Here is a 21,213-nt window from a genome sequence, read left to right on the forward strand (position 1 = left end):
TCAGCCGATCCAGCGGGGCTTGCGTTTCTCGAGGAAGGCGAGGATGCCCTCGCGGGCTTCGTCGGAGACGAACAGCGCCGCCGAACGCTGCGTCAGAGACTCCGCGCGGCGGTCGAAGTCGTCGAGAATCGCGGCGGTGGTCAGCGCTTTCGATTCGGCCAGCCCCTGAGGCGAGCCCTGCGCGATCGCCGCCGTCAGATCGTCGACGGTGGCGGCGACGTCTGCGGTGGCGAGAGTGACCAAGCCCATCTGCTCGGCCTCGGTAGCGCCGAACTTCTCGCCGGTGACGAAATAGCGGCCGGCGGCGCGGGCGGTCATCTTCGGCAGCAACGTCAGCGAGATGATCGACGGGGCCACGCCGATGCGGGCCTCGGTCAGCGCGAACGTACTGGCCGTGCCGGCCACCACGATGTCGCAGGCACCGACGAGGCCGAGCCCGCCCGCACGGACGTGACCGTCGACGGCGGCGATGACGGGCAGCGGGCACGTCAGGATGCGACGGAGCAGCTGCGTCATCTCCCGGGCCCGGTCGACGGCCAGCTCGGAGGGATCGCGGCCTGCCGCCTCGGCCAGGTCGGCGCCCGCGCAGAACGTCCCACCCGTGTGGCCCAGCACGACGACCCGCACCTCCGGGTCGGCCGCGGCCCGTTCCAGACCTTCGTGCAGTTGGGCGACCAACGCCGTCGACAACGCGTTGCGGTTGTGCGGTGAGTCGAGCGTCAGCCGGACGACTGGGCCGTCGCGCTCATAGCTGACCAGCATCAGTAGGACCGGGGGAGTCCGAGCGAGGTCTGCGCGATGAAGTTGAGCACCATCTCCCGGCTGACGGGCGCGATGCGGGCCAGCCGCGAGGCGGTCAGCACCGAGGCGATGCCGTACTCCTTGGTCAGCCCGTTGCCGCCGAGGCACTGCACCGCCTGGTCGACGGCGCGCACCGACGCCTCGCCCGCGGCATATTTGGCCATGTTGGCCGCCTCGGCGGCGCCGGCGTCGTCACCCGAGTCGTACAGCGCAGCGGCCTTCTGCATCATCAGCTTGGCCAGTTCGACCTCGATGTGGTTCTGCGCCAGGGGATGCGAGATGCCCTGGTGCGCACCGATCGGCGTCTTCCACACCTGCCGGGTCTTGACGTACGAGGTGGCCTTCTCCAGGGCGAACCGTCCCATGCCGACCGCACTCGCCGCACCCATGATGCGTTCGGGGTTCAGTCCCGCGAACAGCTGGGCGATGGCGGCGTCCTCCGAGCCGACCAGGGCGTCGGCGGGCAGGCGGACCTCGTCGAAGAACAGCTGGAACTGGTTCTCCGGACTGACGATCTCCATGTCGATCTTCGTCCAGCTCATGCCCGGGGTGTCGGTCGGTACGACGAACAGCGCGGGCTTCAGATTGCCCGTCTTGTGGTCGGCTGTCCGGCCCACGACGAGCACGGCTTGAGCCTGGTCGACGCCGGAGATGTAGACCTTCTGGCCGGAGAGGATCCAGTCGCTGCCGTCGCGCCGCGCCGTGGTGGTGATGCGATGGGAGTTGGAGCCCGCATCGGGCTCGGTGATCGCGAAGGCCATCGTGATCGTGCCGTCGGCGATGCCCGGCAGCCAGCGCTGCTTCTGCTCGTCGGTGCCGTACTTGGCGATGATCGTCCCGTTGATCGCAGGCGACACCACCATCATCAGCAGAGCCGACCCCGCCGCGGACATCTCCTCCATGACCAGGCTCAGCTCGTACATGCCCGCACCGCCGCCGCCGTACTCCTCGGGGAGATTCACCCCGATGAAGCCGAGCCGGCCGGCCTCTGCCCACAGCTCGTCGGTGTGCTGGCCGGCGCGAGCCTTCTCCAGGTAGTAGTCCTGCCCGTAGTTGGCGGCCATCGCGCCGACCGCCTTACGCAGGGCCTGCTGTTCTTCGGTCTCGATGAATCCGGTCATGACGCCTCTCCTGAATCGACACGCGCCAGTACGGCGCCCACTTCCACCTGCGTTCCCGCGGTGACGTTGAGTTCGGCCAACACTCCGTCGGCCGGCGCGGCGATGGTGTGCTCCATCTTCATCGCCTCCAGCCACACCAGCGGCTGGCCCGCGGTGACGGTGTCGCCGACGGCGGCCCCGACTCGCAGCACCGAGCCGGGCATCGGCGCGAGCAGCGAGCCGTGCGCCACGGCATCGGCCGGGTCGGGGAACCGCGGCAGCGCCGTCAGGTGCACCGCGGCGGCGGGGGAGTCGACGTACACGTCGTCTCCGTGACGGGCGACGCCGAACGGACGGTCCACGCCTGCCACCCTCAGCACCACCTGATCCGGCGTCGCCGACACCAGTGTGACGTCGTCGCGATCCGCGATCCGTACGCCGTCGCGCAGGACGCGGTAGGCCACGTCGTGTGCGGTGTCCTCGTCGTCGACATAGCTCTTGGTCTGCCAGCCTGACGCGAGATTGCGCCACCCGCTCGGAATGCCCGCGAACACCGTTGCTGTGCGGCGGTTGTGCGCGGCATCGGCCAGCGCCGCGGCGATGGCCGACAGCTCGGTCGTCGCGGTGTCGGCCACCGGTGCGGCGAGCTCGGCGAGGCCGTGGGTGTCGAAGAACGCGGTGTCGGTGGCGCCGGCCAGGAACGCCGAATGCCGAAGGACGTTGACCAGCAGGTCGCGGTTGGTGCGGACACCGTGCAGCCGGGTGCGGGTGAGCGCGTCGGCCAGCAGCGCGGCGGCTCGCTCCCGGGTGGGTGCCCAGGAGATGACCTTCGCGATCATCGGGTCGTAGAACACCGAGATCACCGAGCCGTCGTCGACTCCGGAGTCCAGGCGCACTCCCGCCCGGTCGAGCAGCTCGAAATGCTTTCCTGCCGTGGGCACGTCGAAGCGGTGCACGGTGCCCGCCTGCGGCTGCCAGTTCTTGGCGGGGTCCTCGGCGTAGAGCCGCGCCTCGATCGACGAGCCGGTCGAGGCCGGTGGTTGCGGGCCCAGCGGGGCTCCGTCGGCGACCGACAGCTGCAGCTCCACCAGGTCGAGACCGGACGTGAGTTCGGTGACGGGGTGCTCGACCTGTAGGCGGGTGTTCATCTCCAGGAAGAAGAAGGAACCATCGTCCGTCGTCGAATCCGAGGTGGCCATGAATTCGACCGTGCCCGCCCCGGTGTAGCCGATCGCGGTGGCGGCCAGCCGGGCCGCCTCGAACAGCTTGTCCCGCATGCCCGGTGTGCGCTCCACCAACGGGGAGGGCGCCTCTTCGATGATCTTCTGATGACGGCGCTGGATCGAGCACTCCCGCTCGCCCACCGCCCACACCGTGCCGTGTGCGTCGGCCATCACCTGCACCTCGACGTGATGGCCGGCGTCGAGGTAGCGCTCGCAAAAGACTGTGGGGTCGCCGAACGCCGACTCGGCTTCTCGTCGGGCGCCGTCGACCTGCGCGGACAGCTCGGCGAGATCACGCACCACGCGCATACCCCGGCCGCCGCCGCCGGCCGACGCCTTGATCAGCACCGGCAGCATGTCGGCGGTCACCGTGTCCGGATCGAGTTCGTCGAGCACCGGCACGCCTGCCGCGGCCATGATCTTCTTCGCCTCGATCTTGGAACCCATAGCAGCCACCGCGGCCACCGGCGGGCCGATCCATGTCAGGCCGGCGTCGATCACCGCGGCCGCGAAATCGGGGTTCTCCGAGAGGAATCCGTAACCGGGGTGGACGGCGTCGGCACCCGCGGCCCGCGCGGCGGCGATCAGCTGGGCGGTGTCCAGGTAACCGCGGGTGCCGTCGAGGCGCACGCGAACGTCGGCCTCGGCGATGTGGGGCGCCTCGGCGTCGGGGTCGGTGTAGACCGCGGCAGTGCCGATGCCGAGTCGCCGGCAGGTGGCGAACACCCGCCGCGCGATCTCGCCACGGTTGGCGACCAGAACTCGGGTGATCACGCGCCTCTCCTTGCGATTTCGGCGTGATTATCTGCGCTCAGCGACGACGAACACGCCGAAATCACACACATCAGGGCACTCACATCCGGAAGACGCCGAAATTCGACGTCCCCTCGATCGGGCCGTTGGCGATCGCCGACAGACACATGCCCAACACGGTTCGGGTGTCGCGCGGATCGATGACGCCGTCGTCATAGAGCCGTCCGGACAGGAACATCGGCAGCGATTCGGCGTCGATCTGCGCCTCGACCGCCGCGCGCAATGCAGCGTCGGCGGCCTCGTCGACCTCCTGACCGCGAGCCTGCGCAGCGGCCCGGCTCACGATCGACAGCACACCGGCCAACTGGGCGCCGCCCATCACCGCTGATTTCGCGCTGGGCCAGGCGAACAGGAAGCGGGGGTCGTAGGCGCGCCCGCACATGCCGTAATGCCCTGCGCCGTAGGACGCGCCGATCAGCAACGACAGATGCGGCACAGTCGAATTGGAGACGGCGTTGATCATCATCGATCCGTGTTTGATCATGCCGCCTTCCTCGTACGCCTTGCCCACCATGTAGCCGGTGGTGTTGTGCAGGAACAGCAGTGGCGTGTTCGAGCGGTTGGCCAGCTGGATGAACTGCGTGGCCTTCTGCGACTCCTCGCTGAACAGCACGCCGCGCGCGTTGGCGAGGATGCCGAGCGGGAACCCGTGCAGCGTGGCCCATCCGGTCACCAGTGAGCCGCCGTAGAGCGGTTTGAACTCGTCGAATTCGGAGCCGTCGACGATGCGGGCGATCACCTCGCGCGGATCGAACGGGATGCGCAGATCCGGCGGAACGATGCCGAGCAGTTCCTCGGTATCGAACACCGGCTCGACGTAGGGCTTCGGCGCCGGACCCTTCTTGGCCCAGTTGAGGCGGGCCACGATGCGGCGGCCGATCCGCATCGCATCGAGTTCGTCGACGGCGAAGTAGTCCGCCAGACCTGATGTGCGGGCGTGCATCTCGGCCCCACCCAGGGACTCGTCGTCGGATTCCTCCCCGGTCGCCATCTTCACCAGCGGGGGGCCGGCCAGGAACACCTTCGAGCGGTCCTTGATCATCACGACGTGGTCGCTCATTCCGGGGATGTAGGCCCCGCCCGCGGTGGAGTTGCCGAACACGAGCGCGATCGTCGGGATACCCGCCGCCGAGAGCCGGGTCAGGTCGCGGAACATCTGCCCGCCGGGGATGAAGATTTCTTTCTGCGTGGGCAGGTCCGCGCCGCCGGATTCCACCAGCGAGATCACCGGTAGTCGGTTCTCCAACGCGATCTGGTTGGCTCGCAAGATCTTTCGCAACGTCCACGGGTTGCTGGTGCCGCCCTTGACGGTGGGATCGTTGGACACGATCAGGCATTCGACGCCCTCGACCGCGCCGATCCCGATGACGACGCTCGCGCCGACGGTGAAGTCGCTGCCCCACGCGGCGAGCGGGCTCAGCTCGAGGAAAGGGGAGTCGGGATCGACGAGTGCCTCGATCCGTTCGCGGGCGGTCATCTTGCCGCGGGCGTGGTGACGGCTGACGTACTTCTCCCCGCCTCCGGCCAGTGCCTTGGCGTGCTCGGCGTCGAGCTCGGCGAGCTTGATCGCCATCGCGTCAGCGGCCTCGCGGTATGCGGGGGAGCGGGGGTCGAGTGTCGAGCGGAGCGTCACGCCTGGAAGCCCAGCGTCTTGGCGGCCAGCGATGTCAGGATCTCGGTGGTGCCGCCCCCGATGCCGAGGATGCGCATGTCGCGGTACTGGCGTTCGATCTCCGATTCGGCCATGTAGCCCATGCCCCCGAACAGTTGCACCGCCTGGTTGGCCACCCACTCGCCCGTCTCGACGGCGGTGTTCTTGGCGAAGCAGACCTCGGTGATGAGGTTCTGGTCGCCGGCGATCTGGCGTTCCACCACGTGGCGGGTGTAGACCCGCGCGATGTCGATGCGCCGCGCCATCTCGGCCAGCGTGTTCTGCACCGATTGCCGTGCGATCAGCGGCTTTCCGAAGGTCTCGCGGTTGCGGCACCACTCGACGGTGAGGTCGAGGCACCGCTGCGCGCTGGCGTAGGCCTGCGCGGCCAAGCCGACGCGTTCGGAGACGAATGCCGCGGCGATCTGGAAGAAGCCGCTGTTCTCGGCGCCGACGAGGTTGGCGACGGGCACACGGACGTCGGTGTACGACAGTTCGGCGGTGTCGGAGGAACGCCAGCCCATCTTGTCGAGCTTGCGGGTCACCTCGAATCCCGGAGTGCCCTTGTCGACGACGATCAGCGACACCCCGGCCGCGCCCGGCCCGCCGGTGCGTGCCGCGGTGACGACGAAGTCGGCTCGGACGCCCGAGGTGATGTAGGTCTTGGCGCCGTTGATGACGAACTCGTCGCCTTCGCGGACCGCGCGGGTGGTCAGGTGGCCGACGTCGGAGCCGCCGCCGGGTTCGGTGATCGCCAGCGACCCGATCTTCTCGCCGCGCAACGTCGGTCGCACGTAAGTCTCGATGAGGTGTTCGTCGCCGGAGGCGATGATGTGCGGCACCGCGATGCCGCAGGTGAAGAGCGAGGCGAACACGCCGCCGGGCGCCCCCGCCTGGTGCATCTCCTCACAGATGACGAGCGCGTCGCCGCCGTCGCCGCCCTCGCCGCCTGCCGTCTCCGGGAAGCCGGCGCCCAGCAGCCCTGCCGCCGCTGCCTTGCGGTGCAGATCCCGGGGCAGCTCGCCGACGCGTTCCCATTCGTCGACGTGGGGGAGCACCTCACGTTCAGCGAAGGCGCGCACCGTCTTTCGCAGGTCCTCGCGTTCCGGTGTGGTCCAGATGCTCACGACAGAAACTCCTCGGGGATATCGATGGTTCGGCTGCGCAGCCATTCACCCAGCCCTTTGGCCTGCGGATCGAACCGGGCCGCGGACGCGACCCCCTGGCCCAGGATGCCGTCGATCACGAAGTTCACGGCCCGCAGGTTGGGTAACAGATGTCGGGTCACCGGAAGCCCGGCCGCCTCCGGCAGCAGCTCGCGGAGCTTCTCGACGGTCAAGGCCGACGCGAGCCAGCGCCAGTGGTCATCGGTCCTCACCCACACGCCGACGTTCGCGCTGCCGCCCTTGTCTCCGCTCCGGGCGCCGGCGATGGTGCCCAGCGGCACGCGCCGCGTTGCGCCGCCGGCACTCGGCTGCGGTGGCTCGACGTCGGGGACCGGTTCGAGCTCCCGGGTCTGCGCGGCGGGTGCGATGTCGACGCGGGTGCCGTCGGGGTGTACGGCCACGTGGGGCACCTGCTCGGCCGGCACATGACCGGCGGTGAACACGCCGTAGACCTGACCGTCGCCGGGCGGGGTGGTGCTCGTGAAGCCGGGATAGCTGGCCAACGCCAGTTCGACGGCGGCAGCGGAGAAGCGACGGCCCACCGCTGCGGCGTCGGCGTCGCGCGCCACACAGCTCAGCAGTGCGCTGGCGGTCTGTTCGGTGTCGGCGTCGGCATGGTCGGTGCGGGCCAGGGACCACTGCATCTCCGACGGCCGGACGGTCAGGCTCGCCTCGAGTTGACGGCGTACGAGCGCTGCCTTGGCCTCGATGTCGAGTCCTGTCAGGACGAACGTCATCTCGTTGCGGAATCCGCCGAGGCTGTTGAGGCTGACCTTCAGGGTCGGCGGCGGAGGTTCTCCGGTGACGCCGCTGACGCGCACCCGGTCGGGTCCGTCGTCGGACAACGTGATCGAGTCGACCCGCAGCGTGGCGTCGGGATTGGCGTAGCGGGCTCCGCCGATCTCGTAGAGCAGTTGCGCGGTGACGGTGCCGACGGTGACGGCGCCGCCGGTGCCGGGGTGCTTGGTGATGACCGACGAGCCGTCGGCGTGGATCTCGGCGATCGGGAAGCCGGCGTGGTTCAGGTCGGCGATCTCGGTGAAGAAGGAGTAGTTGCCGCCGGTGGCCTGCGTGCCGCATTCGATGATGTGCCCCGCGGCAATCGCGCCGGCGATGCGATCGACGTCGTCGCGCTGCCACCCGAAGTGCGCGGCCGCGGGGCCGACGATCACCGACGCGTCGGTGACGCGGCCCGTCACCACGACGTCGGCGCCCGCCTGCAGGCAGTCGGCGATGCCCCACGCGCCGAGGTAGGCGTTGGCGGTCAGCGGTCGACCCAGCCCGAGCTCGTCGGCGCGGGGGAGCAGGTCGTCGCCCTCGACGTAAGCGACGGCGACCGTGATCTGGAGGCGTTCGGCCAGGTTGCGGATGGCAGTAGCCAGCCCTGCGGGATTGAGGCCGCCGGCGTTGGCGACGATGCGCACGCCGCGGTCCATGGCCAGCCCCAGGCATTGTTCGAGCTGGCGCAGGAACGTCTTGGCGTAGCCGCGGTCGGGGTCTTTCATCCGGTCGCGGCCGAGGATCAGCATGGTCAGCTCGGCCAGGTAGTCGCCGGTCAGGTAGTCGAGATCGCCGCCGACGAGCATCTCGTGCATGGCGGAGAGCCGGTCGCCGTAGAAGCCCGAGCAGTTCCCGATCCGCACGGGATCGCGGTCCGACACCGACCTCACACAGTCTCCCGTCCTCTGGTGGGCAGAGCGCCCAACCAACCGGTAGGTTACTGGGTACCGGCGGTACCACGTCAAGACCCGGCCGCGTGTCGCTCGCGGTGACATCTGCAGGGTTTGGAGCCCGCCGAGCTCACCGGTTATCCTGGTGACCAATTGCCCGCGTCCGGTACGCCCAGGATCGCAGGCAGCCCGGTTCACGTCCTTGGGTGCACCCTCGGACACCCCGAAACAGATGGAGCTCGATCATGGCTGTCCCGAAGCGCAGGATGTCGCGTGCGAACACCCGGAGCCGGCGCGCGCAGTGGAAAGCCACGGCCACCGGGCTCGTGAGCGTGACCGTCGCAGGTCAGCAGCGCAAGGTGCCGCGTCGGCTGCTCAAGGCCGCGCGCCTGGGTCTCATCGATCTGGACCGCCGCTAACCGTTACGACGCGTAGCGGAAACATTCAGGTTTCATCAGCGCGGCTCTCAGCACTCTCTCAGACACGGGGTCGAGACTGTGGCGGTGCGCATACTCGTCGTCGATGATGACCGCGCGGTCCGCGAATCGCTACGCCGCTCCCTGTCTTTCAACGGCTACTCCGTGGAGTTGGCCCAGGACGGCCGCGAGGCGCTCGATCTGATCGCGTCAGCTCGTCCCGACGCCGTCGTGCTCGACGTGATGATGCCCCGCCTCGACGGGCTCGAGGTGTGCCGCCAGCTCCGCAGCACCGGCGACGACCTGCCGATCCTGGTGCTGACGGCCCGCGATTCCGTATCCGAGCGGGTGGCCGGCCTGGATGCCGGTGCCGACGACTACCTGCCCAAGCCGTTCGCTCTCGAAGAGTTGCTGGCGCGCATGCGGGCACTGCTGCGCCGCACCACGCTCGACGATTCGAGCGAATCGGCCGCGCTGACGTTCGCCGACCTCTCGCTGGATCCGGTGACGCGTGAAGTGACCCGCGGAGAGCGTCCGATCAGCCTCACCCGCACCGAGTTCGCGTTGCTGGAGATGCTCATCGCCAATCCCCGGCGGGTGCTGACGCGCAGCCGCATCCTCGAAGAGGTGTGGGGCTTCGATTTCCCGACCTCGGGCAACGCGCTCGAGGTCTACGTCGGATATCTGCGACGCAAGACCGAGGCCGAGGGCGAGCCGCGGCTCATCCACACCGTGCGGGGCGTCGGCTACGTCTTGCGGGAGACCCCGCCCTGATGCAGCCGCACCCCGACGTCGCGTGGCCGGGACAGCCTCAACAACAACCGGCCGGCAGTTCGGTGTCGCTGCGCTGGCGCGTGATGCTGCTGGCGATGTCCATGGTGCTCATGGCCGTCGTGTTGATGGGTGTCGCGGTCTACGCCGTGGTCTCCCGGGCGCTCTACGACGATCTCGACGGCCAGCTGTTCAAGCGCGCCCAACTTCTCGTCGAGAGCGGCTCACTCGAAGTCGATCCGGGCAGGGCCATCGAAGCCACGGCGTACTCGGACATGAACGCCAAGCTGGTCATCCCCGGCCGGGCCGGTTATCAGACCTCGGACAACATTCCCGTCGGGCAGCCCGAAAAGGACGTCATCGCAGGCAATTTGGGGATGTCGCTGCGCACGGTGGGTCACCAGCGGGTGTTCGCCGTGCACTTCGCGAACGGGTCGTCGCTGCTGCTCTCAAAGAGCCTGGGACCGACCGGCGATCTTCTCAAGAAGCTGGGCACGGTGCTGTTCTGGGTCGGCGGGATCGGGGTGGCGATCGCTGCCATCGCGGGTGGAATGGTGGCCACCGCAGGCCTACGGCCCGTGGCTCGATTGACCCAGGCCGCCGAGCGTGTCGCGCGCACCGACGACCTGCGCCCGATCCCCGTTGTCGGGCATGACGAATTGGCGAGACTGACCGAAGCTTTCAACATGATGCTGCGTGCGCTCGCCGAATCACGCGATCGCCAGGCCAGGCTGGTCACCGACGCGGGTCACGAACTGCGCACGCCGCTGACGTCGCTGCGCACCAACGTCGAACTGCTGATGGCGTCGATGCGCCCGGGTGCCCCGCGGATTCCGGAAGACGAGATGGCCGACCTGCAGTCCGACGTGATGGGGCAGATCGAGGAATTGTCCACACTGGTGGGTGATCTGGTGGATCTCACGCGGGAGGATGCCGGCCGCGTGGTGCACGAGGTCGTGGAGATCGCCGATGTCATCGATCGGTCCCTGGAGCGGGTTCGCCGCCGCCGCAACGACATCGAGTTCGACGTCACCGTCACACCCTGGCAGGTCTACGGCGACGCGGCCGGGCTGGGCCGGGCGGTTCTCAACCTTCTGGACAACGCCGCCAAATGGAGCCCCCCGGGCGGTCGGGTCGGCGTCCACCTGAGGCAGGTCGACCCCAACCACGCGGCGCTGGTGGTGTCGGACAACGGACCGGGAATCCCCTCCCACGAAAGAGATCTCGTGTTCGAGCGGTTCTACCGGTCCACCGCGGCGCGCGCGATGCCGGGTTCGGGACTGGGACTGGCGATCGTCAAGCAGGTGGTGGCCAAGCACGGCGGAACGCTGCTCGTCACCGACACCGTCCCCGGCGAGGACCCGCCAGGGACATCGGTGCACATGGTGCTGCCCGGCCGGCCGTCCGTGTCGGTGGACACGACGGCGACACGCGCATCGTGATTCCCGCGGTGATGCGTGTCACCAGCGACGATCTTCACATGGCCGCGGCAGAATCTGGGCGTGTACCGATGCGAATCTCAGGGCACTCTCAGCCCAGGTGGGCACTCTGGGTGCCACACACTTCGTTGGTGAAGTAGACCACCCCTACTCGAGGAAGACACTGCATCGACATGACCAACCATCCGAGGTACTCACCGGGTCAGCATCCGGGTCAGCAGCCCGGAATGGCTGGCCAGGCACCGCATGGTCAGGTCGGCCCCCAACGGTCCGGCGCCCATGAGCAGCCCGGCTACGACTGGCGGTACGCGACGGAGCAGCAGCGTCAGGCCTACCGGTCGCCCTACGATCCCTATCACGGCGCGCCGATGCCCAACCCGTACCAGCGGCCCGGCTTTCCGCCCGCCGCTCCTGCCCCTAAAAAGCGCTCGCGCGCAACGGGTCTCGTCACCGGGGCAGTGGCCATCGCGATCGTGTCCGCGGGCATCGGTGGCGGCGTCGCGACACTGATGCACCCGGCGCACAGTTCCACCGGGTTCAGCGCGTCAGGTGCGGCGCCGAGTCAGCCCGCCGCGAGCGTGCCGAACGGTTCGGTGGAGCAGGTCGCGGCGAAGGTGGTCCCGAGTGTCGTCAAGCTCGAGGTGAACGAGGGCCGCCAGTCCGAAGAGGGCTCCGGCGTCATCCTGTCCACGGACGGGCTGATCCTGACCAACAACCACGTGGTCGCCGCTGCGGCCGGTCCGGGCGGGCCGGAAACCAAGGTCACCTTCGCCGACGGCCGGAGCGCTCCGTTCGACATCGTCGGTACCGATCCCGGCAGCGACATCGCGGTGGTGCGCGCCAAGGGTGTCTCGGGCCTGACGCCGATCGCGATCGGATCGTCTGCGAACCTGCGCGTCGGTCAGGACGTCGTCGCGATCGGCTCACCGCTGGGCCTGGAAGGCACCGTGACGACGGGCATCATCAGCGCCTTGAACCGTCCGGTCGCCGCCGGCGGTGACGCGCAGAACCAGAACACCGTGCTCGACGCCATCCAGACCGACGCGGCGATCAACCCGGGTAACTCCGGCGGCGCGCTCGTCAACATGAACGGTGAGCTGGTCGGCATCAACTCGGCCATCGCCACCATGGGAGCCGATTCCGGAGCGCAGCAGGGCGGCTCGATCGGACTGGGCTTCGCGATCCCGGTAGACCAGGCCAAGCGGATCGCCGACGAACTGATCCAGACGGGCAGCGCGACACGGGCCTCGCTCGGCGTCCAGGTGGGCAACAACGCCGGCGGGGACGGAGCCAAGATCGTCGAGGTCACGCCGAACGGCGCGGCGTCCACGGCCGGACTTCCTGCGGGTGTGACGGTGACCAAGCTCGACGACCGGGTGATCGACAGCGCTGACGCGCTCGTGGCCGCGGTGCGGTCCAAGGCGCCGGGCGACAAGGTGACGCTGACGTATCTGGATCCGGCCGGCAAGCCGCAGACCGTCGACGTGACGTTGGGTAAGGCGGCGCAGTGAAGGTAGTCCACGGTTCCCCGAGATTGACGCTACGAGTGGCTGCGCCGTCGTCGGTGCCGACATATACGGTTGTCCCCATGGAACAGCCCCACACGTTGGTCGGCCGGGCTCTCGTCGTCGTCGTCGACGACCGCACAGCGCACGGCGACGAAGAGGATCACAGCGGGCCTCTGGTCGCAGAACTGCTCGGCGAGGCCGGGTTCGTCGTCGACGGCGTCATCGTGGTGTCCTCCGATGAGGTCGAAATTCGCAACGCGCTCAACACCGCCGTGATCGGTGGCGTGGATCTCGTGATCTCGGTCGGCGGCACGGGAGTGACGCCGCGCGACGTCACCCCGGAGGCGACCCGCGACCTGCTCGACCGGGAGCTTCTCGGCATCGCCGAGGCGGTGCGTTCGTCCGGCCTGGCGGCCGGCACCGCAGATGCGGGGCTGTCGCGTGGGCTCGCCGGCGTGTCTGGCAGCACGCTGGTGGTGAACCTCGCCGGGTCGCGAGCCGCCGTCCGCGACGGCATGGCCACCCTCGGGCCACTGGCTGCGCACATCATCGCGCAGCTATCCAGTTTGGAGATCTAATCGCCGTGGGCTGGCAGCAGCTAGTCCGCACGCGGGCCGGAGGAGCTTCCTCTCCGGCCCGCGTTTATCTGTGCCTGCGGCGTGTTCGACCTGCAGAGTTAACAGCACGTGAACTGGCGTCCCGACCAGGATGTGATCTTCGTCACACGGGATGGGCTCAATGACCGATCGTTCACGGCCTTCACGGGATGTAGTTAACAAGGTGTTCGGCGAGACATTGCCCGAGATGCCGACCGGCGAGCGCGACCCCGATCGGGTGGGGGAGGACGCCGATCAGGAGCGCTGGCTGCGTGACAACATTCCGCCTCATCACAGCGATCACGGCTGACCTGTAGGTTCGCCACAGCTCCAGTACAGGAATGTGGTGTAACGACCGCGCCACCGAACGCGAAGACGTTGGTGCGGGGTCAAGATCAGCGACGGTGTTCTTCGGCCAACCCCCGTCGTCGCGAGGAGGGGGTCACCGACTCTCGAGGAGTCGTCAGCAAACGATGGCTGCGCCGTGCGCCCTACGACACCACACAGACGTACGCGTTGCCGGTCGGATGCCTCCTCGTTATGTTCCTCTCGTCAAAACGATGAGTGATTCGTAAGAACAAAATGTGGGCTTTTTAATTCCACTCACATGAAGTTCTTGCGAGGTGTGTGGTGTAGCGGTACGGCCAGGCACGGGCAACCGGTGCCCCGACATGGGGACCCGTTCTACTGAGCAAGGGAGAACATGAAGGCAATCAGTCGGGTGCTGATCGCGATGGTCGCGGCCATCGCGGCGTTGTTCGTGAGCACTGGCACCTCTCACGCAGGGCTGGACAATGAGCTGAGCCTGGTCGACGGTCAGGGTCGGACGTTGACGATCCAGCAGTGGGACACGTTCCTCAACGGCGTGTTCCCCCTTGACCGCAACCGTCTGACCCGCGAGTGGTTCCACTCGGGCAAGGCTGTCTACAGCGTCGCCGGTGAAGGTGCCGACGATTTCGAGGGCACGCTGGAGCTGGGTTACCAGATCGGCTTCCCGTGGTCGCTGGGCGTGGGCATCAACTTCAGCTACACCACCCCCAACATCGCGCTTGACGGTCAGGACGTCATCGGCACCGAGGTCGGCGCGATCGACCTGTTCCCGGCGATCTCGACGCCGCCGCTGTTCCCCGGCGTGTCGATCTCGGCGGACCTGGGCAACGGCCCCGGTATCCAGGAAGTCGCGACGTTCACCGTCGACGTGTCCGGCGCCAACGGTGCTGTGGCGGTGTCGAATGCGCACGGCACGGTGACCGGTGCTGCCGGCGGTGTGCTCCTGCGCCCCTACGCACGGCTGATCTCGTCGGCGGGTGACAGCGTCACCACCTACGGCGAGCCTTGGAACATGAACTGACCCACGGGCATCGCCCACGAGTTCGGTGGAGTGCCGGTCCTCGGGGCCGGCACTCCGTCTCTCTCACCTACCTGAAAAGGACCACCATGAAGACAATCTCTCGGGTGCTGATCGCGATGGTCGCGGCCATCGCGGCGTTGTTCGCCAGCACTGGCACCTCTCACGCAGGGCTGGACAATGAGCTGAGCCTGGTCGACGGTCAGGGTCGGACGTTGACGATCCAGCAGTGGGACACGTTCCTCAACGGCGTGTTCCCCCTTGACCGCAACCGTCTGACCCGCGAGTGGTTCCACTCGGGCAAGGCTGTCTACAGCGTCGCCGGTGAAGGTGCCGACGATTTCGAGGGCACGCTGGAGCTGGGTTACCAGATCGGCTTCCCGTGGTCGCTGGGCGTGGGCATCAACTTCAGCTACACCACCCCCAACATCGCGCTCGACGGTCAGGACGTCATCGGTGTCGGCGACGTCGGTATCGACCTCTTCCCGGCGATCTCGACGCCGCCGCTGTTCCCCGGCGTGTCGATCTCGGCGGACCTGGGCAACGGCCCCGGTATCCAGGAAGTCGCGACGTTCACCGTCGACGTGTCCGGCGCCAACGGTGCTGTGGCGGTGTCGAATGCGCACGGCACGGTGACCGGTGCTGCCGGCGGTGTGCTCCTGCGCCCCTACGCACGGCTGATCTCGTCGGCGGGTGACAGCGTCACCACCTACGGCGAACCCTGGAACATGAACTAACGCAACTCCTTTCAGGCTAGAGAAGCGGCCTCTGACTTCGGTCAGGGGCCGCTTCTTCGTGTTCTGCACCCCTGCACTCCACGATCATGCGAGCCCCACCTGTGACCAGGTTGGCAACTGGTTACCAAACAGCTTGGCGGGCAAGCATTCCGACGCACCGCTGGTTAATTTCATGTCCTCGACGAGGAGAACCTTCGCGTAAGTCACCGTCTACGGGCTGAGGAGAGCATGAAGCTGATCTTTCGGGTGCTGATGGCATTGAGCATGAGTGTCGCGGCGCTCCTCGTCAGCACTGGCACTTCACACGCAGGGCTGGACAACGAACTGAGCTTGGTGGACGGCAAGGGCCGCACCTTGACCATCCAGCAGTGGGACACGTTCCTCAACGGTGTGTTCCCCCTTGACCGCAACCGGTTGACCCGCGAGTGGTTCCACTCCGGTAAGGCGGTCTACACCGTGGTCGGCGACGGCGCCAAAGACTTCCAAGGCACGCTGGAGCTGGGTTACCAGATCGGCTTCCCGTGGTCGCTGGGTGTGGGCATCAACTTCAGCTACACCACCCCCAACATCGCACTCGATCAACAGGACATCATCGGCACGGCCAAGGGTCCGATCGATCTGTTCCCGCCGATCTCGACGCCGCCGCTGCTGCCGGGTGTCTCGATCTCGGCGGATCTGGGCAACGGCCCCGGTATCCAGGAGGTCGCGACGTTCTCCGTCGACGTCTCCGGTGACCACGGAGCGGTCGCGGTGTCCAACGCGCACGGCACGGTGACCGGTGCCGCTGGCGGAGTGCTTCTGCGGCCCTACGCGCGGCTCATTTCGAAGGATGGAGACAGCGTCACCACCTACGGAGAGCCCTGGAACATGAACTGACGTCGCGTTCGCCCTCGAGGAACGGCCCCTGACTTCGGTCAGGGGTCGCTTTCCTGTGACGGACCTGGCAATTGGTTACCAAACAGCTTGGCGGGCAAGCGCTCCTGCTGGCCGCTGGTTATTTTCGTCTCCTCAAAGATGAGAAATTTTCCAATAAATCACCGTCTACGGGCTGAGGAGAGCATGAAGCTGATCTTTCGGGTGTTGGTTGCACTGAGCATGAGCGTCGCGGCGCTGCTCGTCAGCACTGGCACTTCACACGCAGGGCTGGACAACGAACTGAGCCTGGTGGACGGCAAGGGTCGGACCTTGACGATCCAGCAGTGGGACACGTTCCTCAATGGTGTGTTCCCCCTTGACCGCAACCGGTTGACCCGCGAGTGGTTCCACTCCGGTAAGGCGGTCTACACCGTCGTCGGCGATGGTGCCAAGGACTTCGAGGGCACGCTGGAGCTGGGTTACCAGATCGGCTTCCCGTGGTCGCTGGGTGTGGGCATCAACTTCAGCTACACCACCCCCAACATCGCACTGGACGCGCAGGACGTCATCGGCACCAGTCAGGGTGCCATCGATCTGTTCCCGCCGATCTCGACGCCGCCGCTGCTGCCGGGTGTCTCGATCTCGGCGGATCTGGGCAACGGCCCCGGTATCCAGGAGGTCGCGACGTTCTCCGTCGACGTCTCCGGTGACCACGGAGCGGTCGCGGTGTCGAACGCGCACGGCACGGTGACCGGTGCTGCCGGCGGTGTGCTTCTGCGGCCCTACGCGCGGCTCATTTCCAAGGATGGCGACAGCGTCACCACCTACGGCGAACCGTGGAACATGAACTAAGAGTTGTACCCACTTCGGTGGCGGAAAACTCAAGGTGAGGAAGATGATTCTCAACATTGCGCTACGTGCGCGCAACGCGATCAACACTGGTAATCTGAGCCGACATAGCTTCATCCAGTTCAGAGAGAAGGGACGGCCGGTGGCCGAGTACGGTACTTCCGTTTCCGCGCGGTTGGCGAAGCCGATCGCAATGGGGCTGAGCGGCCTCGCCGCTGCCGCCGCGCTCATGACAATCGGCGTGGGCACTGCCAGCGCCGACGACATCAGCGCCGACCCCTCCACGCCGGGCAACGGCCGCGAGGCCGACGGTGCTGTGCGCTCGCCTGACGTGTCCAACGGCTCGTCCGGTGTTTATGCACAGGGCGAGGTTCGCACCTCCGGCTTCGGTGAGGCGCTTGCCTCGCAGGGCGGCGAGGTTCGTACGTCCAGCCGGGGTGTCCCCGGCACGAAGGCGTGGGTGTTCTCCGGTGCTGCCGGCGACATCAGCGCCTGCGTGTACGACGGTCCTTGGTGCGCGAACTGGATGGCGATCCCTTTCGACATCAACAACCCCTGATCGCGTTCTCAAGCACATGGCCCCCGGCGAAAGCCGGGGGCCATGTGTTTTGTGTGCGGGGGTGAGCGCGCTCAGTCGCGGTCTGCGCTGGTGTGTTTCGCGGTATCCGGGCTCGGTCCGGTGCCGGGTCCACTGACATGCTTTCCTGCCGAACCCTCGTTCGCTTGCAGGAGGTTACGGATCTCGGTGAGCAGGCTCAGCTCCGTGTCCTGGGCCTGTTCGACTTCGCCGCGCTCGCGGAGCTTCTTGTACGGCAACACGATCACGAAATAGACGACGGCGGCAACGAGGACGAAGTTGATCACCGCCGACAGCACAGCGTTGAAATCGAGGAATTTGTCGGCGCCGAGCGGCACCTTCAAGATTCCGTATTCGCGGTCGCCTCCGGCGCCGATGCGATCTATGAGCGGCTGAATCACGCTGTCGGTGAACGCTTTCACCAGGGCGGTGAACGCAGTACCGATGACCACCGCCACCGACAGGTCGATCACGTTGCCGCGGGCGAGAAAATCCTTGAATCCCTTGAGCATGCTGGTCCTCTCGGTCGGAGTATGCGGACTGACAGGGGTCCACGTTAGTCGTTCCTGCCATCGATCGAACATTTACTGCCACCGGAATGATCCGCCTGAGCTGCGGGTTTAAGCGATCAGATCGAACACATCGCCACAGAGCAGGGATTTGAGATGACCAGGATCGGTATCGCCACCGCAACAGCAACCGCCCTCACCGCAGTGGTGCTGGGATTCGCCGCACCTGCTCTTGCCGCCCCCACCGCGGGTAGCGCCGGAGACACCATCAGTGAACTGGAGGCCGCGGGCAACCGGGTCATCGTCACCCGTCAGTCCCGTGTCCCGCTCGACGAGGCGTCGGTGGTCAACCTGACGACCGGTCCTGACATCTGGAAGCGGGTGTGGGACGCCAACTTCGACGACCAGCACCTGATCAGGACGGGCAACGTCATCTATCTCACGGTGAAGTAGGTCAGTGCAGGGTCAACGTGACCGTCTGCACCAATGCCGCACCCGCCACCGTCTTCGCCGATGCCGACGGAAGGGCAATCAGGACAACGCGATTGCCGTTCTGGGCGGTGATCCCGCCGCTCTTGGTCGACACCATCACCACGATCGCATCTGTCGCGATGACCCGTGCCTCGGATCCGTTGTCGGCGGAGGAGGGCGCTGCCACGACGTCGACGACATCGCCTGCGCGTACCAGGTCAAGCAGGGCAGCATCCGCCAACGGCACGGCGACGATGCGAGCGTCGGGGCCGGCAGCAGATTCGGCCAGTCGCGGCCCGAGGAGACGGACGTCGGTCAACGCTTCGCCACGGCGGGCGGGTCCGGCGAGGGTGCTGCCCGCCACCTCGTCGACGCGGGTGCGGGCGCCGTCGGGAATGGTTGCGGGACTGCGTTGTTCGAGTCGTACGTCATCGGCTGTCAGTGCCGAGCCGGGGCTGAGGTCGCGGGCGGCGACGACGACGTCGGTACGGTCGTCGCGGGGATCGTCACGCCACGCAGCGGCGGCAGCGAGCAGGACAAGTGCACCCGCCAACACGCGCCGGGCGACTACCGTCCGCAACCAGTCAGGGCGCAGTGCGCGTGTGAGCCGCTGCAGAGCGGTGGGGTCGAGCGAGCCGGCCATGCGGCCACGCTAGGGCGACGGGATGGACCCGTCAGGAGGTTATTCGACGCCTGTGGATAACGGGTCAGCTGGATGCAGCAGCGGCAGGCGTCGACGACGAAGAACTCGACGACGACGACCCCGAGGACGACGAACTGGCTGAGCTGCTCGTCGAGGAGTTCGAGGAGGAGCTATCCGAAGAACTGGACGAGCTCGATTCGCTGCTGCTGCTCTTCGCGCTGGATCCCGTCGAGCTCTTGCCGGACTCACGGCTGTCGGTGCGGTAGAAACCGCTGCCCTTGAACACCACGCCGACCTTGCCGAAGACCTTGCGCAGACGACCGTTGCACTGAGGGCATTCGGTCAGCGAATTGTCGGTGAAGGCCTGCACCACGTCGAACTTGTTGTCACACTCGGTGCACGCATAAGAATAGGTGGGCACAGCTTCCTCCGAGGTCGTCACGCTTGTTAGCACTCTACCGACTCAAGTGCTAGAACCGCCAGCGGGTGTCCGTCATTCCCGCCGTAGTTCGACGACACCGAGGCCAGGCGTTACAGCGTGAGTCATCCGGACATCGTGCGGCTCGGCGGGCAATGCGTCGACCAGTTCCTCGTCGCGGACCACGGCCACCAACGGTGCGGCGTCGGCGGCCAGCTGCAGTGTGCGGTCGTAGAAGCCGGCGCCGCGGCCCAGGCGCGTCCCGCGGCGGTCCACCGCCAACGCCGGTACGAGCACGCCGCTCGCCTCGGCCACGGTCTCCGGCGGTAGATGCGGAGTCGGGGGTTCCCGGAGTCCGAATGCCGCACGGACCAACGTGCCCGCGCGGTAGGTGCCCCACCACAGAGGTCGGGGTACGCCGTCGTCGTCCTGGCGCGCCACGGGCAGCAGGACCCGCACACCGCGGTCGTTCAATTCATCCAGTAGATCCGCAGACCCGGGCTCCGACCCGACGGGAACGTAGGCGCACACCGTCGAACCGGGGGTGACCCACCTCAGCAGGTGTGCGGTCAGCGCGTCGGCTTCGGCGGCTCGCTGCTGCGGCGTAGCCGCCCCGCGCGCGGCGAGGATTGCGGCGCGTACCTGTGTTTTCGTCTGCCGCACTGAGTAGCCTTCCGCGTGCCGGGTAAGGAGGAACTACCGACCCCGAGAGGTTAGTGTGTGAACGATGAATCGGCCTGAAGTTCCCATACCGCGTACCGCGGTCGTCCCCGCTGCGGGGCTGGGAACCCGTTTCCTGCCTGCGACGAAGACGGTGCCCAAGGAGTTGCTGCCGGTCGTCGACACGCCCGGTATCGAGTTGGTGGCAGCCGAGGCCGCGGAGGCCGGTGCCGAACGTCTGATCATCATCACCTCCGAGGGCAAGGACGGTGTCGTCGCCCACTTCGTCGAGGATCTGGTGCTCGAGGGCACGCTCGAGGCGCGCGGCAAGAAGACCATGCTGGAGAAGGTGCGCCGAGCCCCCGCTCTGATCAAGGTCGAATCCGTGGTCCAAGCCGAGCCCAAGGGCCTCGGTCATGCGGTCGGATGTGTCGAAGCGAGCCTCACGGCAGACGAAGACGCGATCGCGGTGCTGCTCCCCGATGATCTGGTTCTGCCGACCGGCGTCCTCGAGACGATGTCGAAGGTGCGTGCCAAGCGCGGGGGTTCTGTGCTCTGCGCCATCGAGGTCGACCGCGAGGACATCAGTGCCTACGGCGTGTTCGACGTCGAGACCGTGCCCGACGCTGCCAATCCGAACGTGCTGCGGGTCAAGGGCATGGTGGAAAAGCCCAAGGCAGAGGACGCCCCGTCGCCGTACGCCGCGGCCGGCCGCTACGTGCTGGACCGGGCGATCTTCGACGCGCTGAGGCGGATTCCGCGCGGTGCGGGTGGCGAACTCCAACTCACCGACGCCATCGCGCTGCTGATCGAAGAAGGCCATCCGGTGCACGTCGTGGTCCACCGCGGATCTCGACACGATCTGGGAAATCCCGGGGGCTACCTGAAGGCTGCGGTTGACTTTGCGTTGGAGCGAGACGACTACGGGCCCGAATTACGGCGGTGGTTGGTCGAGCGGCTGGGACTCGGGCGGGATTCGACCGAGCACTAGC

The 21,213-nt window shown here is 67.1% G+C and carries 22 protein-coding genes; 12 read left to right on the plus strand and 10 right to left on the minus strand.

The window, feature by feature from the left end; genetic code table 11:
• From PGN37_RS09080 to PGN37_RS09105, 6 genes are all read right to left on the minus strand, one after another.
• A complete protein-coding gene (locus tag PGN37_RS09080) occupies positions 1-762 on the minus strand; it encodes an enoyl-CoA hydratase family protein (RefSeq protein WP_335330701.1) in 762 nt (253 codons plus the stop codon).
• Positions 762-1,922 carry an acyl-CoA dehydrogenase family protein gene (locus PGN37_RS09085; protein ID WP_335330702.1) on the minus strand — a complete coding sequence of 387 codons (1,161 nt, stop codon included), beginning with the start codon at positions 1,920-1,922 and terminating at the stop codon, positions 762-764. The genes PGN37_RS09080 and PGN37_RS09085 overlap by 1 nt, the downstream gene beginning before the upstream one ends.
• Positions 1,919-3,898, minus strand: a complete 1,980-nt coding sequence (locus tag PGN37_RS09090) for an acetyl/propionyl/methylcrotonyl-CoA carboxylase subunit alpha (RefSeq protein WP_335330703.1) — start codon at positions 3,896-3,898, stop codon at positions 1,919-1,921. Before PGN37_RS09090 ends, PGN37_RS09085 begins: the two co-directional genes overlap by 4 nt.
• 79 nt (positions 3,899-3,977) lie before the next feature.
• Entirely contained in the window at positions 3,978-5,570 is a 1,593-nt protein-coding gene (locus PGN37_RS09095) for an acyl-CoA carboxylase subunit beta (RefSeq protein WP_442932890.1), read from the minus strand.
• Entirely contained in the window at positions 5,567-6,715 is a 1,149-nt protein-coding gene (locus PGN37_RS09100) for an acyl-CoA dehydrogenase family protein (RefSeq protein WP_335330704.1), read from the minus strand. The genes PGN37_RS09095 and PGN37_RS09100 overlap by 4 nt, the downstream gene beginning before the upstream one ends.
• A complete protein-coding gene (locus tag PGN37_RS09105; protein ID WP_335330766.1) occupies positions 6,712-8,397 on the minus strand; it encodes an acyclic terpene utilization AtuA family protein in 1,686 nt (561 codons plus the stop codon). Before PGN37_RS09105 ends, PGN37_RS09100 begins: the two co-directional genes overlap by 4 nt.
• A 272-nt stretch (positions 8,398-8,669) precedes the next feature.
• Between PGN37_RS09105 and rpmF the strand changes: the two genes are divergently transcribed.
• The 10 genes from rpmF to PGN37_RS09155 all read left to right on the plus strand — a co-directional run bounded on the left by rpmF (position 8,670) and on the right by PGN37_RS09155 (position 17,502).
• Positions 8,670-8,843: a 50S ribosomal protein L32 gene (gene rpmF / locus PGN37_RS09110; RefSeq protein WP_335330705.1), complete on the plus strand. Its 174-nt coding sequence runs from the start codon at positions 8,670-8,672 to the stop codon at positions 8,841-8,843.
• A gap of 84 nt (positions 8,844-8,927) precedes the next feature.
• Entirely contained in the window at positions 8,928-9,614 is a 687-nt protein-coding gene (locus tag PGN37_RS09115) for a response regulator transcription factor (RefSeq protein ID WP_335330767.1), read from the plus strand.
• Positions 9,614-11,053 (plus strand): HAMP domain-containing sensor histidine kinase, encoded by a 1,440-nt coding sequence (locus PGN37_RS09120; protein ID WP_335330706.1) that lies wholly within the window; start codon positions 9,614-9,616, stop codon positions 11,051-11,053. Before PGN37_RS09115 ends, PGN37_RS09120 begins: the two co-directional genes overlap by 1 nt.
• Positions 11,054-11,223: 170 nt before the next feature.
• Positions 11,224-12,561 (plus strand): S1C family serine protease, encoded by a 1,338-nt coding sequence (locus tag PGN37_RS09125; RefSeq protein WP_335330707.1) that lies wholly within the window; start codon positions 11,224-11,226, stop codon positions 12,559-12,561.
• 77 nt (positions 12,562-12,638) lie between these two features.
• A complete protein-coding gene (locus PGN37_RS09130; RefSeq protein WP_335330708.1) occupies positions 12,639-13,136 on the plus strand; it encodes a MogA/MoaB family molybdenum cofactor biosynthesis protein in 498 nt (165 codons plus the stop codon).
• A gap of 721 nt (positions 13,137-13,857) precedes the next feature.
• Complete coding sequence (locus PGN37_RS09135; RefSeq protein ID WP_335330709.1) at positions 13,858-14,505, plus strand: MspA family porin; 648 nt, start codon at positions 13,858-13,860, stop codon at positions 14,503-14,505.
• 86 nt (positions 14,506-14,591) lie between these two features.
• Positions 14,592-15,239, plus strand: a complete 648-nt coding sequence (locus tag PGN37_RS09140; protein WP_335330710.1) for an MspA family porin — start codon at positions 14,592-14,594, stop codon at positions 15,237-15,239.
• Positions 15,240-15,467: 228 nt separating this feature from the next.
• Positions 15,468-16,115, plus strand: a complete 648-nt coding sequence (locus PGN37_RS09145; RefSeq protein WP_335330711.1) for an MspA family porin — start codon at positions 15,468-15,470, stop codon at positions 16,113-16,115.
• Between the two features lie 183 nt (positions 16,116-16,298).
• Positions 16,299-16,946, plus strand: a complete 648-nt coding sequence (locus PGN37_RS09150) for an MspA family porin (RefSeq protein ID WP_335330712.1) — start codon at positions 16,299-16,301, stop codon at positions 16,944-16,946.
• Positions 16,947-16,989: 43 nt separating this feature from the next.
• A complete protein-coding gene (locus PGN37_RS09155) occupies positions 16,990-17,502 on the plus strand; it encodes a hypothetical protein (protein WP_335330713.1) in 513 nt (170 codons plus the stop codon).
• 71 nt (positions 17,503-17,573) lie between these two features.
• Here PGN37_RS09155 and mscL read toward each other — a convergent pair whose 3' ends face one another.
• Positions 17,574-18,032 carry a large-conductance mechanosensitive channel protein MscL gene (mscL, locus tag PGN37_RS09160; protein ID WP_335330768.1) on the minus strand — a complete coding sequence of 153 codons (459 nt, stop codon included), beginning with the start codon at positions 18,030-18,032 and terminating at the stop codon, positions 17,574-17,576.
• A gap of 153 nt (positions 18,033-18,185) precedes the next feature.
• On the opposite strand from mscL, the gene PGN37_RS09165 reads away from it, so the two are divergent.
• Positions 18,186-18,482 carry a hypothetical protein gene (locus PGN37_RS09165; protein WP_335330714.1) on the plus strand — a complete coding sequence of 99 codons (297 nt, stop codon included), beginning with the start codon at positions 18,186-18,188 and terminating at the stop codon, positions 18,480-18,482.
• 1 nt (position 18,483) lies between these two features.
• Here the strand turns inward: PGN37_RS09165 and PGN37_RS09170 are convergent, their stop codons facing one another.
• From PGN37_RS09170 to PGN37_RS09180, 3 genes are all read right to left on the minus strand, one after another.
• A complete protein-coding gene (locus PGN37_RS09170; RefSeq protein WP_335330715.1) occupies positions 18,484-19,143 on the minus strand; it encodes an SAF domain-containing protein in 660 nt (219 codons plus the stop codon).
• A 64-nt stretch (positions 19,144-19,207) separates the two neighbouring features.
• The gene (locus PGN37_RS09175) at positions 19,208-19,564 is read right to left on the minus strand and encodes an FmdB family zinc ribbon protein (protein WP_335330769.1); all 357 of its coding nucleotides are present in this window, start codon (positions 19,562-19,564) and stop codon (positions 19,208-19,210) included.
• A gap of 72 nt (positions 19,565-19,636) precedes the next feature.
• Positions 19,637-20,224 (minus strand): 5-formyltetrahydrofolate cyclo-ligase, encoded by a 588-nt coding sequence (locus tag PGN37_RS09180; protein WP_335330716.1) that lies wholly within the window; start codon positions 20,222-20,224, stop codon positions 19,637-19,639.
• A gap of 64 nt (positions 20,225-20,288) precedes the next feature.
• Between PGN37_RS09180 and PGN37_RS09185 the strand changes: the two genes are divergently transcribed.
• Entirely contained in the window at positions 20,289-21,212 is a 924-nt protein-coding gene (locus PGN37_RS09185) for a UTP--glucose-1-phosphate uridylyltransferase (RefSeq protein WP_335330717.1), read from the plus strand.
• Position 21,213 lies beyond the last annotated feature (1 nt).

This window comes from Mycobacterium kyogaense (assembly GCF_036946525.1).
GTDB classification, from domain to species: domain Bacteria; phylum Actinomycetota; class Actinomycetes; order Mycobacteriales; family Mycobacteriaceae; genus Mycobacterium; species Mycobacterium kyogaense_A.

Excerpts from the sequence above, each read along its gene's own strand:
- PGN37_RS09135 (WP_335330709.1), top strand. The coding sequence starts at position 13,858 with ATGAAGGCAATCAGTCGGGTGCTGATCGCGATGGTCGCGGCCATCGCG.
- rpmF (WP_335330705.1), top strand. The coding sequence starts at position 8,670 with ATGGCTGTCCCGAAGCGCAGGATGTCGCGTGCGAACACCCGGAGCCGG.
- PGN37_RS09140 (WP_335330710.1), top strand. The coding sequence starts at position 14,592 with ATGAAGACAATCTCTCGGGTGCTGATCGCGATGGTCGCGGCCATCGCG.
- PGN37_RS09185 (WP_335330717.1), top strand. The coding sequence starts at position 20,289 with ATGAATCGGCCTGAAGTTCCCATACCGCGTACCGCGGTCGTCCCCGCT.
- PGN37_RS09155 (WP_335330713.1), top strand. The coding sequence starts at position 16,990 with ATGATTCTCAACATTGCGCTACGTGCGCGCAACGCGATCAACACTGGT.
- PGN37_RS09165 (WP_335330714.1), top strand. The coding sequence starts at position 18,186 with ATGACCAGGATCGGTATCGCCACCGCAACAGCAACCGCCCTCACCGCA.
- PGN37_RS09080 (WP_335330701.1), bottom strand. The coding sequence starts at position 762 with ATGCTGGTCAGCTATGAGCGCGACGGCCCAGTCGTCCGGCTGACGCTC.
- PGN37_RS09085 (WP_335330702.1), bottom strand. The coding sequence starts at position 1,922 with ATGACCGGATTCATCGAGACCGAAGAACAGCAGGCCCTGCGTAAGGCG.
- PGN37_RS09150 (WP_335330712.1), top strand. The coding sequence starts at position 16,299 with ATGAAGCTGATCTTTCGGGTGTTGGTTGCACTGAGCATGAGCGTCGCG.
- PGN37_RS09125 (WP_335330707.1), top strand. The coding sequence starts at position 11,224 with ATGACCAACCATCCGAGGTACTCACCGGGTCAGCATCCGGGTCAGCAG.
- PGN37_RS09170 (WP_335330715.1), bottom strand. The coding sequence starts at position 19,143 with ATGGCCGGCTCGCTCGACCCCACCGCTCTGCAGCGGCTCACACGCGCA.
- mscL (WP_335330768.1), bottom strand. The coding sequence starts at position 18,032 with ATGCTCAAGGGATTCAAGGATTTTCTCGCCCGCGGCAACGTGATCGAC.
- PGN37_RS09120 (WP_335330706.1), top strand. The coding sequence starts at position 9,614 with ATGCAGCCGCACCCCGACGTCGCGTGGCCGGGACAGCCTCAACAACAA.
- PGN37_RS09145 (WP_335330711.1), top strand. The coding sequence starts at position 15,468 with ATGAAGCTGATCTTTCGGGTGCTGATGGCATTGAGCATGAGTGTCGCG.
- PGN37_RS09130 (WP_335330708.1), top strand. The coding sequence starts at position 12,639 with ATGGAACAGCCCCACACGTTGGTCGGCCGGGCTCTCGTCGTCGTCGTC.